A 15,589-nucleotide genomic window follows, 5' to 3' on the forward strand; every position below is an offset into this window, starting at 1 on the left:
GCGGCCCGACGGATTGTCAGTGCCCTCACCTAGCGTGTTCGGCATGACGCAATCCGCACACGCGTACGCCTATCTGCGCCCGTCCGCCGTCCTCGACGGCGCCGACGGCCGGCACCTCGACCTGGCCACCTCCGGCGGCGCCACCCCGCTCGGGGAAACGGCCAACCCGCGCTTCTTCGCGGGCTTCCTGGCCGACCCGGCGCCGGCCGCCGCCGCGCTGCTCGCCGTCGCGGACGTCGCCGCCGCGCGGTACTACCAGCCGCAGCTGCGTTCCTCGCTCGACCCGGTGGTCACCGCCAACGGGGACCGGCTGCGCTTCGAGTCGTTCTCCGGCTGCTGCGGCGTCTACGCCCGGCTCGACGTGCTCCAGGCCGGCCTCGACGGCGACGAGATCGGCCACGGCACCACCAACGTGGACGTCAACAACCCGCTGCGGGAGGCCCTGACCAGGATCGGCCCGAGCGACCCGCTGCACCTCGCGGTCGGGCCGGACGCGCTGGAGGTCACCAGCTTCGACGGGCCGCTGGTCGAGAAGAAGGTGCCGCTGCCGCAGCGCTGGCTGCGCGGCTTCGCCGAGACCCAGGTCGTCGCCGCCGGCTTCGACCTGCGCGCCGAACTGCCCGCCGCCGAGGCGGTCCGCTTCCTGCGCTCGCTGCCGCGCGGCGGCCGCTCCAGCACCGCCTGGGTCGTCCCGGCCGGGCGGACGCTGCGGCCCACCACCCGGCCGGTGCCCGGCGCCGTCTGCCTGCCCGGGCCCGACCGGCTGGTGGCGCTCCAGCGGGTGCTGCGGCACGCGCTCGCCCTGCGGGTGTACGGCCCGGTCGCCGCCGCCGGCCCGGCCGCCTCGGCCTGGGAGGTGGTCCTGCCCGGCATGCGGCTCACCCTGACCCTCTCGCCCGACGCCTCCCGGGGCTTCTCCGGCGAGGGCGGGGTGCTCGGCGCGCTCGCCACCGGCACCGCCGAGCAGGACGCCGACCTCGTCGCGGTGCTGCTCGCCTGGGAGCCGCGGATCGAGGTCGCCGACCTCGCCGAGCAGTCCGGGCTCAGCCACGAGCGGGTCCGCGCCGCGCTCACCCGGCTCGGCACCGCCGGGCAGATCGGCTACGACACCGCCGAGGCCGCCTACTTCCACCGCCAGCTCCCGTACGACGCCGGGCGGGCCGAGGCCGCCAACCCGCGGCTGCGTGCCGCCCAGGCCCTGGTCGCGGCGGGCGCGGTGCGGCTGGAGCCGGGCGGCACGACGGCCGTCGTCACGGTGGACGACCACATCCAGCGGGTGCGTACGGACGAGGCGGGGCGCCTCGGCTGCACCTGCCTCTGGTGGGCCAAGTACCGTGGCGGGCGCGGTCCGTGCAAGCACGCGCTGGCGGTCGCGATGGTGCGGGAGGCGGCCCGGCGGGCGGCCGGGGAACAGGTTCTGACGGTTCCGGCGGTGCCGACGGTTCCGACGGCGGAGAAGGGGGTCCAGGCATGAGCGCGGTGGCAGGGGGGTCGGAAGCGGTGCGGGGCGCGACGGCGGTGGCGCCGATGCCGGAGGCGGTGCGGGGCGAGGCGGCGGTCGAGGACCTGCTCGCCGCCGTCCGGGGCGGGCGGATGCCGCAGATACCGGCGCTGGTCGCCGCGCTGGACCAGACGCAGCGCCGGGACTGCCTGCTCGCGTTGAAGGCGCTGCGCAAGGAACTGCGCGACGAGTGGTCGAAGGAGGCGCTCGCCACCAAGGGCGCCCTGCTGCTGGCCGGCGCCGGCTGCCACGCCGGCCCGGCCGGGGCCGCCACCTGGCTCGGCGCCCGCGACTTCACCTCGCTCGGCTGGGCCCGCCACCCGGCGGTGGGCCAACTCGTCGCGGCGCAGCCGGTGGAGTGGCAGATCGAGGTGGCCACCCGGCTCGCCGCCCGGCCGGCGCCGAGCTGGGGCTGGGCGCTGTACCCGGTGATCGAGGCCGTGGTGCGCCGCACCGGCTGCGCGGTGCCGCAGAGCGAGCCCTTCGTCCGCGAGTGGATGGAACGCCAGCGCCGGGGCAGCGGCGCACGGCCCACCCTGGTCGAGCTGCTGCGGGCCGACGCGTTCACCCCGCTGCTGCTGCCCCGGGTGTTCGAACTCGCCGACATCGGTGGCGCGGTGTCCTTGCGGTTCAGTCCCCGCCCCGGGGATGCCTTTACGGAGGCGATCGCCGAACTCGCCGCCGCCGGCGACCTGGACCGGGCCGACCTGATCGACCGCTGCCTGGCCCGGCTGCTGCGCGGCGGCAAGCCGGCCGACCAGCGCTTCTTCCTCGACGTGCTGCGGGCCCTCGCCCCGACCCCGCAGGAGTACGCCGCCCGGGTACGGGACGTGCTGCCGCTGCTGGACGGGCTGTCGGTGGTCGCCGGGCACGCCCAGGAGGTGCTCGCCGGGCTGGACGAGGCCGGGCTGGTCGAACCCGAGGTGCTGGTCGAGTCCTCCGCGGTGGTGCTGTTCCGGGCCGAGAAGAAGCTCGTCCGCGCCCAACTCGGCTGGCTGGAGCGGGCGGCCCGGCGCGAGCCCGGGCGGTCCGGGCCGGTGGTGCTCGCGGCCGCCGAGGCGTTCGGGCACCCGGACCAGGCCGTCCAGGAGCGGGCGCTGAACGTGGTGGCCCGGCACCTGCGCGCGGCCGGGGAGGCCGTCCTGCCCGAACTGCGGCTCGCCGCCGAGGTGCTGAACCCCGCCCACCACCAGCGCGCCGGCGAACTGTTCGGCGCGCCGGTCGGTGGCGACGGCGACGACGACCCGGACACCGGGTGGAACGAACTCCTCCCGCCCGCCCCCCAGCCCCTCCCGCTCGGCCCGCCGATCGCCTCGGCGGCCGAACTCGCGCAGGAGCTGTCCGCCCTGCTCGCCGCCGACGAGCCGGAGCCGGCGGTCTTCGAGCGTGTGCTGGACGGTCTGGTCCGCCAGGCCCACCAGGACCGGGCGGCGCTCGCCGAGGCGCTGGAGCCGGTGCGGCGGGTCCACCCGTGGAGCGGCGTCGACCGCTGGCGCGACTGCTCGCCCCGGGACGTCCTCTACGTCGTGGCCGCGGTGGCGGGCGAGACGCCGCCGCACCGGGCCTGGGACTTCCTCGGTGGCAAGAAGAAGCGCTCCCCGCTGCGCGGCCAGAACAACACCGCGCAGGGCACCGCCCTCGCCGCCCGGCTGGAGGAGGCCGCCTGGCAGGTGACCGCGAACCGGCCGCCCTACCTGCTGGCCATCCCGACCGACACCACCGGCGCGATCGACCCCGGCACGCTGGTCGAACGCCTCGCCGGGTACCAGACGGCGGGCATCACCCCCGGCCGGGCCGACCTGTGCGCGGCCCTGCTGAGGGTCGGCCCCCGCGCGGACGACGGGGTGCTGCGCGCCGCCGAGGCGCTCACCTCGCCGTCCGGGCGGTGGGCCGCCCAGTGGCTGCGCACCGGCGGCCTGCCCGACCAGCCGTCCGAGCGGGTGCTGTTCGCCCCCGGCCGGGGCTCGAAGCACGGCCACCAGTACGCGGACCGCTGGTGGGAGGACGTCCGGCGGGTGGCCGTCGCCCAGCCCGGTATCGGAGCCGGCCCGAAGGGCCCGGACGGCGAGCGGCTCGCCCCCGAGTTCCGGGCGCTGCTGGAGGGCACCGAGCCGAGCGTGGCCCGGGCCCGCAAGGTGGGCGACTGGACGTGGCGGCCCACGGCGCACTGGGCCGCGATGCTCCCCTGGCACCGGGAGGAACTGGCGGCCCGATGGCTCGACCACTTCGCCGCCGGCGCCGACCGGGACGAGCGCGGCGCGGGCCGGCTGCTGCCGGCTCTCGCCGAGGCCGGCGGCCCGGCCGGGCTCGCCCTGCACCTGGCGCTGGCCTACGGCCTGGGCGCCCGGCACACCGAGGACCGGACGGCGGCCGTCGACGCCCTGCTGGTGCTCGCCGCCCGCGGCGACCTGGACGGCGCGCAGCTCGGCCGCGAACTCGCCGCGCTGGTCGACTGCGGCGCGGTGAAGCCCAACCGGCTCGCGGCGGCGCTCACCCTGGCCGCCGGGACGGGCGCCTACGGCACGGTCTGGTCGGTGCTCGGGCCTGCGCTGCCGGCCCTGCTGGGCGGCGAGGGCACGCCCGCCCGGGGCCTCGGCGACCTGCTCGCCCTCGCGGCGGACTGCGCCCGGCGCACCGGCGCCCGGGGGCCGGTGGCCGAGGTGACGGCGGCGGCGGAGCAGGGCGGATCGAGCCGGCTGGTCAAGGAGGCCCGCGCACTGCGGGACGTCCTGGCGGGGTGACGCCGCGGTTGGTCCTGGGCCCAGGGGGCGGGCGGGACTTCCGTCCGCCTGCCCCGTCCCGCAGGTGACAGCGAACAGGTGGCTGCTGACAAGTGGGCGAACAGGTAACAGCAAACAGATAACAGCAGACAGATAACAGATAACAGATTTCAGCGAACAGATTTTGAAATCTGTTCGCTGAAATCCGTCACCCGCTCCCGGACCGGCACCGCGCTGCGGTCCCGGACCAACGGCTCGATGCCGCGAGGCGTGGCCGCGACCGCGCGCCACCACAGCCGCAGCGCGGGCGGGTCGACCGGTTCGAAGGGCTTGCCGGGCCGGGGCACCGCCAGCCGGGCGCCGAGCGCCTGGGCAGCCGCGACCACCCGTTCGGCGGGCTCCTCCCAGGGGTGCGTCGCCAGGTTGAAGGTGCACCAGTGGATCGGCAGCAGCAGATCGCCGCCGAGGTCCAGGTGGGCCCGGACGCCCTCCTCGGGCGTCATGTGCACCTCGGGCCAGAAGTCGCTGTACGCGCCGACCTGCATCAGCGTCGCGTCGAACGGCCCGAGCCGGCGGCCGATCTCGGCGAAGCCCGGGAAGTAGCCGGTGTCCCCGCTGTGGAAGATCCGGTGCCCGCCGCCGGCCACCACCCAGGACGCCCAGAGGAACAGCGCGCTGGTGCGCGGGCCGCGGCTGCAGTAGTGCCGGGCCGGGGTGGCGGTGAGGGTGAGCCCGGCGACCTCGGCCGACTCCCACCAGTCGAGTTCGGTGATCCGCCGGGTCGGTACTCCCCAGCGCTCCAGGTGCGCGCCGACGCCGAGCGGGACGGCGAACACCGCGTCCGTCCCGATCAGCGCGCGGATGGTGGCCATGTCGAGGTGGTCGTAGTGGTCGTGGGAGATCACCACCACGTCCACCGGCCCGAGTTCGGACAGCGGCAGCGGCATCGGGTGCAGCCGTTTGGGCCCCGTCCAGGCGAACGGCGAGCAGCGCTCGCCCCACACCGGGTCGATCAGGACCCGCCGCCCGCCGATCTCGGCGAGCACGGTGGCGTGGCCGAGCCAGGTGAGCCGCAGTCCGGAGTCCGGCGCCAGGGCGAGGTCGACCGGGAGCAGCCGGTGCACGGGTACGGCGGCGGTCGGTGCCCGGCGGGTCTTGTCCCCGGTCAGCTGGGCGCGGGTGATCTCCAGCGGGCTGCGCTCGTAGACCAGACGGCGGGTGGGCAGCGGGTTGCGGAAGGCGCCGTCGGCGAACTGCGGGGAGCGGTGGATCCGGGCCAGCCGTTCGCCCCGGGGTTCGGCGCCGAAGGCCTCGGCCCGGACCAGGTGCCAGGCCGCGCGGGGCAGTCGGGCCAGGCCTGAGCCGGTGCGGTTCGCTGTGGGGCCGAGGGCCGGGCTGGTGGTCGGGCTGGTGGTCGGCGGGGTGATGAGCTGTGAGGACAGACCGGCGAGGCGGGAGAACCAGGGGGCGGGGCGGGGCAAGGCTCCTCCAAGGACGGTCACGGCTACCGGGCATGCCGGGGCGGGTATCCGGGCGACTGGTGGGGCCGCTGCGATACGACAACCATCTCGTCGGAGATTACTCGTCATGGGCCGTCCGGACCTGGTGAGCGGCCCCGCGCGGGCCAATCGGCGTACCCCGCCCCGGCCGCGCGCCCGGGGCCACCGCCCGGTGCCGCTACGCGTAGAAGCGGGTGATCGTCTCCGCGACGCAGTGCGGCTTGGCGCTCTCCGCGCTGGTAATCGTGAACCGCACCACCGCCTGGACCCCGCCCGGCACCTCGGTGGCCGAGACCAGTTCGGCGGTGGCCCGGATCGCGGTGCCCACCGGCACCGGTGCCGGGAAGCGCACCTTCTCCGAGCCGTAGTTCAGCGCCATGCGCACACCCTCGACGCCGTAGCACTCCTTCGCCAGCACCGGGATCATCGACTGGGTCAGGTAGCCGTGCGCGATGGTCGAGCCGAACTGGCTCTCCTTGGCCCGCTCCGGGTCCACGTGGATCCACTGGTGGTCGCCGGTCGCCTCGGCGAACAGGTCGATCTGCCGCTGCCCGATGGTGTGCCACTCGCTGGTGCCCAGTTCGGTGCCGACGGCGGCGGTCAGATCGGCGAGGGAGGCGAAGCTCGTCACGGTGCGCTCCTGGGGGAGGGGTCAGGACGCCGGAAGCGTATGCGTACCCGCCGGTATCTGTCAGCGGTGCGGAACCGGGAACACAGGAACCCGGGAACGCGGGAACCCGGGAACGTGGGAGCGTGGGAACCCGAGGGCGCGGCGGCCCTGTGGGTGTTTCAGGACCGCAGCGCCCCGCGCCCCAGCGCGTCCTGCCCGGTCGGGAACAGTCGTCGGCCGCTGACCAGTTCCGGCACCAGCGCGACGAACAGCGGCTCCGGGTCCCCCACCCACGGCCGCAGGCCGGACCGCAGCACCCGCCGCACCTGCTCGGGCTCGCGCACCACGTCCGCCCGGCCGTGGACCAGCACGCTCCAGCCCGTCCGGGTGACCGGGTCCAGCAGGTCTGCCTGGAAGGCCACCACCGTGCCGTCAAGCCCGCGCGCGGTGGCACTTCCCCGGCGCACGGCGAGCACCAACCGCCCGTCCAGGACCTCGAAGGAGACCGGTAGCACGGCCGGCAGCGCGTGCTCGGTGTACACCACGCGCCCGACGGGCACGGTGCTGAGCAGCCGCAGGCATTCGGCCTCGCTCAGGGTCTCCACACGGTCCTCACGCTCCATGCGTCCGATCGTCCTCCGGTCGGCGCGCGCGCCGATAGGGCCCATGGTCCCTGAGCGGACGGGCCGGGAGCCCCGTCGGCGGCCGCCCGGGGCGGTAGCCTGCCCGGCGGCGGTACGGTACGCGCCCCTGCGCACCACGGCAGCGGCGGGCGTGGCGGGCGGCCCCGGGTGCGCCGGGGCCGGCATGGGAGGGGGCGTGCGGATGGCGGGCGGGGTCGACCTGGTGGTGATCGGGGCGAACGGCGGGCCCGATCGGGGCTTCGGGGGCTCGGCGCTGGCGCCGGACGGCGCCCGGCTGCTCGCGCGGGTGCTGCCCGGGATGTGCTTCGACGTCGGCGCGGCCGGCTGCCGGGTCACCGAGGTGGCGCCGGACGCGGACGCCAACGCGATGCTCACCGCCGTCCGGGAGGCCGCCCAGCACCCGGGCCGGTGGCTGGTGGTCTGCCTGGTAGGCCAGTTGGCGGTCGATCCGCGCGGGCGGCGGCTCGCCCTGGTGACCGGCGGCAGCACCGCCGACAACGCCTACCGGCGCGGCCTGGCCTGGGACTGGGTGGTCAGCGCGATGGTGCACGGTGACCACGAGGAGGCCCTGCTGCTGGTCGACGCGGTGGCCGACCGGGACACCTGGGCGGCGTTGGAGCGAGGCGGCGGCGAGGACGGCGCGGGCGAACTGCTGGCCTACCCGCGTGTCCCGCTGTGGGGCCGGGTCGGCCGGTACACCCCGGGCAGACGCGGCCGGGACGCCGTACTGCCGGGTGGTGAGGGTTCGTTCAGCCATGCCCTGACCACCGTGCTGCGGCAGGGCGTCCCGGGCGCCCCGGCGGCCGTCGCCCCGCTGGATCTCCAGCCGTCCGTCGCCGCGCTGCTCGACGGGGGCGAAGCGCCGGGTGGTTCGGGTGCGCCGGGCGCGCGCCTGCTCGTTCCGCCGCAGGGCGGGCGCCTGTTGATGCGCAATCGGGCCGCGGTTCGGGGCGCATTGGCCGGATTGTCGCTTTCCGAAGAACTGTTGGCCGTTCTGTGGCGGGAAAGTGCCCCGACGGAACCGCCTTCCGCGTAAGGTCAGGTGGCCTGAGGTGTTGCCGTGATGGGGTGGGTTGGCGAAGAATCGATCCCCAGCGGAAACACCTGCGGGACGACGGAATTCTTCCGGCGGCCACGGATCATGAATCGGTCGGTCGCGACGAGGTGGGGCGATGCGGCAGCGCGGAAATGTGTTGCGCCCTGGGGCGGTTGGGGTCGGTGGGGTGGTTCTGGTGTTGCTCCTCGGAGCCTGTGCGAGCGGCGGTGCCGGTGGTTCCGTCGATCGGCTCGGAACGGCTGCGCCCAGTGTCGCGGGAGTGGATCCGGTACCTCCTTCGGGTGGTTCGGTAAACACCTCGATCGCGCCGACGGACGGGCCGGAAGGTGCCATGGGGCGGCTGGCCCTGAAGACGTATCAGGACTGGTGGCAGGCCCAGACCGAGGCATTCGGGCGGTCGGATTCGGACGGATTCGCTCTGGAGACGTACTCTTCCGGGCGGGCTCTTACCGACACCCTGGTCAGTCTCCGCCAACTTCGCGACGCCAAACTGGTGATGACCGGGACGCCGCGCAATTCGGCGGTGGTCAAGGCCATTGACCTGAAAGCCGATCCGCAGACCGCCGTGATCGAGGACTGCGTCGACGTGTCGGGATGGCACCGCGTCGACGCCGTCACCCAGGTGGCAAAGGATCCGGGCGACCGACTGAACCGCTACGTCGCGACCGCGTCCCTGCGCTGGTTCCAAGCACGTTGGCTGATCTACGACTTCAAGCGGGAGGTGGACCGGGCATGCTGAACACGCGTAAACCGGCCCGGCGATTCGCGATCCTCGCGCCGTTGTCCGCCGGGTTGCTGTTGGCCTCGGCGGTGTCGGCGGCGGCGGACGAACCGCCGGGCGGAGGTGCCGAACAGTGTTACCCGGATGTGATCTGCTCCGGGGTCAACACCGGTGGCACGAAACCGAAACCCGGACCGTCGCAGCCCGGCGGTGGCGGCGGGGGCGGTACGAGCGGCGGGCCGCTGCTGTGCAGCTACCACGACCAGCAGTGGCCCTGCCACGACCCGGAGCGCGGCTGGTTCAACAGCGGCGTCGGGTGCTACTTCCGCCCACTGGACAACCCGCCCCCCGAGGGTGACCCGGCATGGCAGGGCCACAAGCCGTCCGAGGGCGCGCTCTACTCGAAGGTCTGCCCGCAGACGGGCGGCGGCCAGGACGGCGCCGAGATCGTCTTCGAGGCCACCTCGCCGGCCGGGCCGCCGGCGCTGAACCTGGTGGACGTCGGCTTCGGCTTCGCCCACGAGATGCGCTTCCCGAAGCCGACGGCGGGTGTCGCGCCCAAGGGCACGGCGGTGGTGAAGGCGCCGGTCTGGCTCTGGCTGGACGGCGTGGCGGCGCCCGCGCCCAAGACGCTGTCCGTCCCGGGCGCCTCGGTCACCGTCACACCGGTGCTGAGGGGCGTGACCTGGACCTTCGACACTGGTGTCTCCGTGACCTGCGACAAGGCCGGGACGCCGTACGACCCCAAGTACGGCGCCGCCAAGTCCCCGGACTGCGGCTACGAGTTCGCCGTGGGCTCGGGCACCAGGAAGAGCGGCGTCTTCGACGGCACGGTGACGGCGAACTGGGTGGGCGAGGTCGTGGTCACGGGGCCGAACGCGAAGACCTTCGACGTCAAGATGCCGCAGTCCTCGAACTTCACGCTCAAGGTCGCCGAGGTGCAGGTCCTCAACTGACCCGGCGGCGGCGGACGTCCGATGCCCCGCGGCCCGGCTGCGGGGCGCCGGCGACCCGGCCGCACGCGACCACGGCACCGAAGCCCGGGCACCGGCGGCCCGAGCGATGACGACCCGAGCACCGAGAACCCAGTACCGACGATCCGGAACGAGCACGAGGGAAGGGCGGAACCCGGTGGAGAACCGTACGTTCGCGACGCCGGGATCCGGCACACCCGCAGGGGCCGCAGTGTCCGTGGCTGTCCCGGACCAGGGGCAGGGGCCGGGCGAGGCCCCGGGCAGCGGTGCGGGCAAGGGCAAGGGGCGCGCCGCCCCGCACGTCCCCGGCCGGACGCTGCGGGCCCGGCGGCGGCGCCCGGCGGTGCTGGCGATGGCCGTCGCGCTGATCGCCGCCGGTGGCCTGGGCGGTGCGGTGCTCTACAACAGCACCGGCCAGCGGGTCGCCGTGCTGGCGCTGGCCCGGGACATCCCGTGGGGGCAGGTGATCACCGACGACGACCTGGTGGTGGCCCGGATCGCCGGTGATCCGGCGCTGCGGCCGCTGGCCGCCACCGAACGGGACAAGGCGGTCGGCATGCGGGCCGCCACCGACCTCAAGCGCGGCGCGATGCTCACCAGGGGCGACGTCGCGCAGACCCTGGCGGTGCAGCCCGGCCAGATCGTGGTCGGCGTCTCGGCCAAGCACAGCCAGCTGCCTGCCACCCGGCTCCAGCCGGGGCTGCAGATCGTCGTGGTCTACACCCCGGACAACACCAAGGCCGACTCGATGCCCGCGACGGTCATCACGGTCGGCCGGGTGGACACCGACGGCAGCCAGGTGATCGACGTGGCCGTCGGCGCGGCGGACGGCCCCCGGCTGGCGCAGTGGGTGGCCGGCGGCCGGATCCAGGTCCTGCTGGCCCCGCGCGCCGCCGCGGCGGGCGGCGCGACCGGGACCGCCGGTGCGGGCACCGGCGGCAGCGCCGCGCCGACGGCCCCGGCGACCGGAACCGCCTCCGGCGCGGCCACGGCCCCCGTGCCCCCGACCGGGGCGGGTGGCGCCTGATGGCGGTGATCGCGGTGGTCGGCGGCCCGGGCGCGCCCGGCGCGACCACGGCTGCCCTGGCCCTGCTGCTGGCCTGGCCGCTGGAACCCGGACGGCGGGTCCTGCTGGTGGAGGCCGACCCGGACGGCGGCGCGGTGCTCGCGGGCGCCCTGGAGGGCCGGGTCGACGCGGTGTACGGGCTGCGCAACCTGGCCGTCGCCGACCGGCGCGGACTGCTCGCCGCGACCATCTGGGAGCAGCTGATCGACCTCTCGCCCGAGGGCACCGCCGAGCGGCTGCTGCTGCCCGGGCTGACCGACCCCACCCAGGCCCCGGGCCTCGCCTACACCTGGGAGCCGCTCGTCGACCTGCTGCACGGCCTCGAACCGCAGGGCTACGACGTCATCGTGGACCTCGGCCGCTCCGGCGCCACCGGCGTGAGCGCCGTGCTGGCCCGCCGGGCGGACGTGGTCGCGGTGACCGTCCGCACCACGCTGCGCGGCCTGAGCTCGGCCCGGCCCCGGCTGTCCGCGCTCGCCGAGGACCTCGCCACGGCCGGCACCGGGGTGGACGCGCTCGGACTGCTGCTGGTCGCCGAGGGGCCGTACTCGGGGCCGGAGGTGTCGCGCGAGTTCGGCCTGCCGGTGCTGGGGCTGCTGCCGCACGCCACCCGCACCGCCCGGGTGCTCTCCGACGGCGGTGACATCACCGACCGGCGGTTCATCCGCTCGGAGCTGATGCGGACGGCGCGTTCGGCGGCGGACGAGGTGCAGTTGCTGGTCCGCCGCCGTCGCCAGCGGCTCGCGCCGACCGCCGCGCCCGTCCCGGCCCAGCTCACCGCCGCGGCCCGGACCCAGCCCCAGCCCCCGCCCCCGACCGCGGTGCACGCCCAGCCCCCGGTGCCGACCCCGCAGGCGGCCGCGCCGGCGGCGTACCGGCCGGTGGAGGGGGAGCAGCCCTCGTACTCCCCGCCGCAGCCGGTCGGGCCGGTGATCACCACCGGCCCGGTGGCGCCGCTGGCCGGGCTGGCCCCCCAACCGGCCGCTCCGGCCCCGTTCCCGGGGCACGTCCAGCAGCCGCAGCAGTCTCAGCCGCAGTCGCCGTACGGGCCGCAGGGCGGCTACGTCGCGTACGACCAGCAGGCCGGGTTCGGCCCGTACGACCAGCAGGCCGGGTTCGGCCCGTACGACCAGCAGGGCGGGGGCCCGTACGACCAGCAGGGCGCGTACGTCCGCCCGGAGCCCGAGGACGACGGCCGCTACCCGCTCCAGCAGCCCGCCGTGACACCCGATCAGGCACACCTGAACGGTCCGCAGCCGTACAACCCCGGGGAGGTGCTCCGTGCGCGGTAGCCCCCTGCACCAGCACCCCGCGGCCGACCCGGCCGCGCTGCCCTGGGCCACCCCGGCCCAGGCCCAGGCCCCGACACAGAATCAGACGCAGGCCCCGCACCCGGCGGCGGCCGAGGCGTCGGCGGCCGCCCCGCCCCAGGCCTACCGGCCGGGCCCCGTCGCCCCGCAGCCCGCGCCGCCGCCGTACGTCCAGCCGGGCGGCGCGGCCACGCCCACCGCCGTGCCCTCCCAGCTGCCCTCGCTCGACCTGCGCGGCGCCGCCACCCGGCCGGCCGTCGACCCGCAGGTGGCCCGCGAGCTGAAGCGCCAGGTCGCGGCCGAACTGCACCAGCAGATCACCCGGTTGACCGCCACCTCGGGCGCCGAACCGGACCGCGCCACCCGCCGCCAACGCGGCCGCGCGCTGATCGAGGAGGCGGTCGCCCGCTGGTCCGACGCCTACGCGCAGACCCACGGCATCCCGCCCACCAGGGAGCAGGACCGCGCGCTCGCCGAGGCCGTCTTCGACCTGCTGTTCCGGGCCGGGCGGCTCCAGCCCTACCTGGACGACCCGGAGATCGAGAACATCCTGATCAACGGCTGCGACGACGTCTGGGTCTCCCGGGTGCACCAACCCCTGCGCCAGGTACCGCCGGTGGCCGAGAGCGACGCCGAACTCGTCGAACTGCTCCAGGACCTGGCCCGCCAGCACGGCGGCGGCGAGCGCAGCCTGTCCACCGCCAGCCCGACCCTCGCGCTGCGCCTGGAGGGCGGCATGCGCCTCCAGGCGCTCACCGAGGTGACACCCCGCCCGTACGTGGCGATCCGGCGCCACCGGGTGGCCTCGGCGACGCTGCCCGAGATGGTCGAACTCGGCACCCTGGACAGCACCTTGGCCGCGTTCCTGGCCGCCGCGATCCGGGCCCGGAAGAACGTGATGATCACCGGCACCCAGGGCGTCGGCAAGACCAGTCTGCTGCGCGCGATGGCCGCCGAGATCCCGCCGGACGAGCGGATCGGCACCCTGGAGTCGGAGTTCGAGCTGTGGCTGCACACCCTCGGCCACCTGCGCCAGGTCGTCCCGATGGAGGCCCGCGAGGGCAACGGCGAACGCGTCGAGGGCCGCCTGGCAGGCGAGTTGACGATCGGCGACCTCATCCCGGCGGCGCTGCGGATGACGCTGTCCCGGATCATCGTCGGCGAGGTCCGATCCGGCGAGGTCGTCCCGATGCTACGGGTCATGACCAACGGCGAGGGCGGCTCGATGTGCACCCTGCACGCCCGCGGCCCGCACATGGTCGTCGACCGCATCGCCGAACTCTGCCTGGAGTACGGCTCGCACATGACCGACTCGCTCGCCTACCGGCTCACCGCCAACGCCCTGGACCTCATCGTGCACGTCGCCATGGTCGACGAGACCGCCGTCGGCGGCCGCCGGCACCGCTTCGTCTCCCACGTCCTGGAGGTCGCCGGCCTCGGCGAGAGCGGCCGGCCCGCGCTGAACACCGTGTTCGGCCCCCGGGCGGACCTCGGCGAGCCGCGGGCCGTCCCGCACACCCCGCCGCAGTGCCTGGACGACCTGCGCCGGGCCGGCTTCGACGCCGCCCTGCTCGGCTCCCGCTACGGCGGCTGGGCCACCCCGCTGCAACTGCGGATCGGCGGTGGCGCGCGATGATGCTGCTGTTCGCCCTGTGCGGGCTGGCCGTCGCGGGCGGTCTGGTCGCCCTGGTGGCCTGGGCCCGCGGCAGCGACCCGGCGGACGAGGACGAGACCCCGGAGCGGAGCAACCCGCTGGCCGGCCGCGCCCACGTCTTCTGGTACGGCGCCCCCGGCGCCGCCTCGGCCCGGGTCGCCCGGTTGCGCCGGATCCAGCTGCCGCTCGCGCTCGCCGGCGCCCCGCTCGCCTGGCTGTTCACCGGCATCCCGCTGGCCGCCCTGCTGGTGCCGCTGGCCGTGTTCGGCCTGCCCTGGCTGTTCGACACCACCCGCCCGGACACCCGCCGGATCGAACGCCTGGAGGCGCTGTCCGAGTGGACCCAGCGCATCGCCGACGTGCTGCTGCTCGGCGTCGGCCTCAACCAGGCCATCGTCACCAGCCGCCGCACCGCCCCCGCCGCCCTGGAGGAGGAGATCGGCGAACTGGCCGCCCGGCTCCAGGCCCGCTGGCGGCCCGAGGAGGCGCTCCAGGCCTTCGCCGACAGCGTCGCCGACGCCACCGCCGACAAGGTGCTCGCCGCGCTCGTGCTGCGCTCCGGTGACAGTGGCCCCGGCCTGGCCCGGGCACTGGCCGACATGGCCGACTCGGTGCGCGAGGAGGTCCGCCAGCGCCGCGCCATCGAGGCCGACCGGGCCAAGCACCGCACCACCATCCGCTGGCTGGTCGGCATCATCGTGCTGGTCGTCACGGTCGGCTCCTTCAACACCGAGTACACCCGGCCGTACGGCACGCTGCTCGGCCAGATCGTGCTCGCCGTCGTCGCCGCCCTGTTCGTCGCGATCATCGCCTGGATGCGCGCCCTCGCCTCGCACCCGCCGGTGCCCCGGCTGCTGGCGCCCGACCGGCGCGGCAAGGCCGGGCGCCGCGCCCCGGTGCGCGAGGACGAGACGCTCCAGCAGCTCGGGGAGGTCCGGTGATCTCCCCCTGGTCCGTGCTGGCCGGGGCCGTCGCCGCCGGCGGCGTCGCCCTGCTGATCGCCGAACTGCGGCCCGCGCCGCCCGACCTGCGCCAGGCCCTGGACCGGCTGCACCGCACCCCCGCCGAACGGGCCGCGGACCCGGACGAGCGGCCGCGCTGGTACGACCGGATCGGCGAGCGCTCGATCGGCCTGCGCGGAGTGTCCCTGCCGCACCGCGAACTCGCCCTGATCGGCCGCGCCCCGGCCCGGTTCATGGTGCACAAGCTGCTGTTCGCCGCGATCGGCCTGCTGCTGCCCGCCTACCTGGGCGCGATGGCCGCGCTGATGGACATCGGCCTGCCCTTCGCCCTGCCGCTGCTGGCCGGGCCGCTGCTGGCCGGCCTGCTCTGGTTCGTCCCCGACGGCATCGTGCGCGGCGAGGCCAAGGAGGCGCGCAGCGAGTACCTGCACGGCATCGCCGCCTACCTCGAACTCGTCGCCCTGGAACGGGCCGCCGACTGCGGGCCCGCCGAGGCGCTGCGCCGCGCCGCCGCGGTCGGGCGCGGCACCGTGTTCCGGCGCATCCGCGACGCCCTCGACCGCGCCGCCACCGACCGGCTCCCGCCCTGGGCCGGACTCGACGCGCTGGCCGAGGAGTTGGGGCTCAGCCCGCTGCAGGACGTGGCGGACATCATGCGGCTGTCCGGCACCGACGGCGCCGCCGTGTACGACACCCTGCGGGCGCGCGCCAAGGGCCTGCGCGGCGAACTGCTCGCCGAGGACCTCGCCCGCGCCAACGCCGACAGCGAGCGGATGGTCGCACCCGGAGCCGCCCTCACTCTGCTGATGACCGTTCTGATCGTCTTCCCCGCACTCCACCAGATGCTCAACTGACCCTCCTCACAGGGCAT

At 75.5% G+C, this 15,589-nt stretch carries 13 protein-coding genes; 10 read left to right on the top strand and 3 right to left on the bottom strand.

The genetic code is table 11. From position 1 onward, the window contains the following. Positions 1–43 precede the first annotated feature (43 nt). Positions 44–1,474 carry an SWIM zinc finger family protein gene (locus AB0R04_RS01865; protein WP_363367192.1) on the top strand — a complete coding sequence of 477 codons (1,431 nt, stop codon included), beginning with the start codon at positions 44–46 and terminating at the stop codon, positions 1,472–1,474. Continuing rightward, complete coding sequence (locus AB0R04_RS01870; protein WP_363367193.1) at positions 1,471–4,242, top strand: DUF6493 family protein; 2,772 nt, start codon at positions 1,471–1,473, stop codon at positions 4,240–4,242. Before AB0R04_RS01865 ends, AB0R04_RS01870 begins: the two co-directional genes overlap by 4 nt. A 149-nt stretch (positions 4,243–4,391) precedes the next feature. Here the strand turns inward: AB0R04_RS01870 and AB0R04_RS01875 are convergent, their stop codons facing one another. The 3 genes from AB0R04_RS01875 to AB0R04_RS01885 form a co-directional block, all read right to left on the bottom strand. Further along, positions 4,392–5,576: an MBL fold metallo-hydrolase gene (locus AB0R04_RS01875; RefSeq protein ID WP_363367360.1), complete on the bottom strand. Its 1,185-nt coding sequence runs from the start codon at positions 5,574–5,576 to the stop codon at positions 4,392–4,394. A 322-nt stretch (positions 5,577–5,898) separates the two neighbouring features. Beyond that, on the bottom strand, positions 5,899–6,351 hold the full coding sequence (locus tag AB0R04_RS01880) for a MaoC family dehydratase (protein WP_063350035.1): 453 nt from the start codon (positions 6,349–6,351) through the stop codon (positions 5,899–5,901). Between the two features lie 158 nt (positions 6,352–6,509). After that, a complete protein-coding gene (locus AB0R04_RS01885; RefSeq protein WP_063350036.1) occupies positions 6,510–6,953 on the bottom strand; it encodes a pyridoxamine 5'-phosphate oxidase family protein in 444 nt (147 codons plus the stop codon). A gap of 202 nt (positions 6,954–7,155) precedes the next feature. Here AB0R04_RS01885 and AB0R04_RS01890 point away from each other — a divergent pair, with 202 nt between their 5' ends. The 8 genes from AB0R04_RS01890 (at position 7,156) to AB0R04_RS01925 (ending at position 15,572) form a co-directional block, all read left to right on the top strand. Then, positions 7,156–8,010, top strand: a complete 855-nt coding sequence (locus tag AB0R04_RS01890) for a hypothetical protein (RefSeq protein WP_363367195.1) — start codon at positions 7,156–7,158, stop codon at positions 8,008–8,010. A gap of 280 nt (positions 8,011–8,290) precedes the next feature. Next, positions 8,291–8,770: a hypothetical protein gene (locus AB0R04_RS01895; protein WP_159398547.1), complete on the top strand. Its 480-nt coding sequence runs from the start codon at positions 8,291–8,293 to the stop codon at positions 8,768–8,770. Further along, on the top strand, positions 8,764–9,708 hold the full coding sequence (locus AB0R04_RS01900) for a hypothetical protein (protein WP_363367198.1): 945 nt from the start codon (positions 8,764–8,766) through the stop codon (positions 9,706–9,708). The genes AB0R04_RS01895 and AB0R04_RS01900 overlap by 7 nt, the downstream gene beginning before the upstream one ends. Before the next feature lie 229 nt (positions 9,709–9,937). Continuing rightward, on the top strand, positions 9,938–10,753 hold the full coding sequence (locus AB0R04_RS01905; RefSeq protein ID WP_363367200.1) for an SAF domain-containing protein: 816 nt from the start codon (positions 9,938–9,940) through the stop codon (positions 10,751–10,753). Then, positions 10,753–12,084, top strand: a complete 1,332-nt coding sequence (locus AB0R04_RS01910; RefSeq protein WP_363367202.1) for a hypothetical protein — start codon at positions 10,753–10,755, stop codon at positions 12,082–12,084. Before AB0R04_RS01905 ends, AB0R04_RS01910 begins: the two co-directional genes overlap by 1 nt. Further along, positions 12,074–13,738, top strand: a complete 1,665-nt coding sequence (locus tag AB0R04_RS01915; protein ID WP_363367203.1) for a CpaF/VirB11 family protein — start codon at positions 12,074–12,076, stop codon at positions 13,736–13,738. The genes AB0R04_RS01910 and AB0R04_RS01915 overlap by 11 nt, the downstream gene beginning before the upstream one ends. Beyond that, a complete protein-coding gene (locus AB0R04_RS01920; RefSeq protein ID WP_363367205.1) occupies positions 13,735–14,697 on the top strand; it encodes a type II secretion system F family protein in 963 nt (320 codons plus the stop codon). The genes AB0R04_RS01915 and AB0R04_RS01920 overlap by 4 nt, the downstream gene beginning before the upstream one ends. Further along, positions 14,694–15,572, top strand: a complete 879-nt coding sequence (locus AB0R04_RS01925; protein ID WP_363367207.1) for a hypothetical protein — start codon at positions 14,694–14,696, stop codon at positions 15,570–15,572. Before AB0R04_RS01920 ends, AB0R04_RS01925 begins: the two co-directional genes overlap by 4 nt. Positions 15,573–15,589: the final 17 nt, after the last annotated feature.

The organism is Kitasatospora sp. NPDC056731 (assembly GCF_040687675.1).
GTDB lineage: Bacteria > Actinomycetota > Actinomycetes > Streptomycetales > Streptomycetaceae > Kitasatospora.

Coding starts and splice junctions, on each gene's coding strand:
- AB0R04_RS01865 (WP_363367192.1), top strand. CDS start 44: ATGACGCAATCCGCACACGCGTACGCCTATCTGCGCCCGTCCGCCGTC.
- AB0R04_RS01870 (WP_363367193.1), top strand. CDS start 1,471: ATGAGCGCGGTGGCAGGGGGGTCGGAAGCGGTGCGGGGCGCGACGGCG.
- AB0R04_RS01885 (WP_063350036.1), bottom strand. CDS start 6,953: ATGGAGCGTGAGGACCGTGTGGAGACCCTGAGCGAGGCCGAATGCCTG.
- AB0R04_RS01890 (WP_363367195.1), top strand. CDS start 7,156: ATGGCGGGCGGGGTCGACCTGGTGGTGATCGGGGCGAACGGCGGGCCC.
- AB0R04_RS01900 (WP_363367198.1), top strand. CDS start 8,764: ATGCTGAACACGCGTAAACCGGCCCGGCGATTCGCGATCCTCGCGCCG.
- AB0R04_RS01910 (WP_363367202.1), top strand. CDS start 10,753: ATGGCGGTGATCGCGGTGGTCGGCGGCCCGGGCGCGCCCGGCGCGACC.
- AB0R04_RS01920 (WP_363367205.1), top strand. CDS start 13,735: ATGATGCTGCTGTTCGCCCTGTGCGGGCTGGCCGTCGCGGGCGGTCTG.